The sequence below is a fragment of the Aliidongia dinghuensis genome (genome assembly GCF_014643535.1).
Lineage (GTDB): Bacteria > Pseudomonadota > Alphaproteobacteria > ATCC43930 > CGMCC-115725 > Aliidongia > Aliidongia dinghuensis.
In genome coordinates, this window is record NZ_BMJQ01000080.1 from 1 (window position 1) to 552 (window position 552).

Genomic DNA, 552 nt, shown 5'->3' on the forward strand with positions numbered 1-552 from the left:
GGCAGAACAGCGGCCGGATATAGGCCGGCACGAAGCCCGGGAAGTCGAACGCGTTCGCGACGCCTTCCTCGAGCGCCATCTGGCGGATGTTGTTGCCGTAGTCGACGACCGGCACGCCCATCTGCTGAAACGCCAGCATGGCGCGGACATGCTCGGCCATCGAGCGCTTGGCGGCCCGGGTCACGGCCGTGGGATCGGCCTCGCGCTGCCGATCCCACTCGGGGAGGCTCCAGCCCTTCGGCAGATAGCCGTTGACCGGGTCGTGGGCCGAGGTCTGGTCGGTGACGCAGTCCGGCCTGACCCCGCGCCGCACCAGCTCGGGCAGGATCTCGGCCGCGTTGCCGAGCAGAGCGACCGAGATCGGCTTGTCGTCCTTGGAGGCGCGCTCGATCATGGCGAGCGCCTCGTCCAGGTCCTTGGCCAGAGTGTCGACATAGCCGGTGCGCAGGCGGAACTCGATGCAGCTCGGCCGGCACTCGATGGCGAGGCAGGAGGCGCCGGCCATGGTCGCGGCCAGCGGCTGCGCGCCGCCCATGCCGCCCAGGCCCGCGG

1 pseudogene is annotated in these 552 nt (G+C 71.0%); it reads right to left on the minus strand.

Annotated elements, in window-relative coordinates:
- Positions 1 to 552 (minus strand): annotated as a pseudogene (locus IEY58_RS34215) (urocanate hydratase); the annotation flags it as partial.